Source organism: Acidiphilium sp. PM, assembly GCF_000219295.1.
Lineage (GTDB): Bacteria > Pseudomonadota > Alphaproteobacteria > Acetobacterales > Acetobacteraceae > Acidiphilium > Acidiphilium multivorum.
This window is the reverse complement of the sequence record NZ_AFPR01000325.1, coordinates 1-787: the sequence shown is the minus strand read 5'-3', so window position 1 is coordinate 787 and position 787 is coordinate 1. Positions and strand designations below refer to the sequence as shown.

Genomic DNA, 787 nt, shown 5'->3' with positions numbered 1-787 from the left:
CGCCGGCGCGCTGACCTGGGCGCTGACCCTCGCCATCCTGTTCACCCCGCTGCAGCGCCGGCTGGAACGGCTGGTGCGCCATCCGGGTGCCGCCGCGATCATCACGGTGGGCATCGCCGCCATCGTCGTCGCCGCCCCCGCGGTGCTGGTGATCGAGCGGCTGGTGCGCGAGGCGGCGGCGAGTGCCGCCTATGTGCAGCAGCACCTCGCCGCCGGCACGCTCGCGGTGCCGCCGCAGGTGGACTGGCTCGCCAGGCAGATCGACCTGCAGGCGATGATCACCCGGGCCAGCGGCCTGCTCAGCACGGTCGGCGCCTCGTTCCTGCGCGGCTCGCTGGCGCAGGCGGTCGAGATCGTGCTGACCTTCTACATCCTGTTCTTCTTCCTGCGCGACCGCGCGCGGGCCGATGCCGCGCTGCGCGCCGTGCTGCCGCTGACCGGGCCGGAGACCGACCGGCTGTTCAGCCGCACCGCCGATACGGTCTATGCCGTGATCTACGGCACGGTGATGGTCTCGACCCTGCAGGGCCTGCTCGGCGGGCTGATGTTCTGGGGCCTCGGCCTCGCCGCGCCGTTGCTCTGGGGCGTGGTGATGGGGATGCTCTCGCTGGTGCCGGTGCTCGGCGCCTTCATCGTCTGGATTCCCGAGGCGGTGCTGCTGGCGCTGAACGGCCACGAGGAGAAGGCGATCATCCTCTCGCTCTGGGGGGCGCTGGTGGTCGGCACGATCGACAACGTGGTCCGCCCCGTGCTGGTCGGCAACCGGCTGCAGCTGCACACGGTGCCG

Annotated in this window: 1 protein-coding gene; it reads left to right on the top strand. The window is 71.9% G+C overall.

Features of this window, described 5'->3' with window-relative positions; all coding sequences use genetic code 11:
- The coding region (locus APM_RS12210) for an AI-2E family transporter (RefSeq protein ID WP_039888506.1) at positions 1 to 787 on the top strand (787 nt) is incomplete at both ends.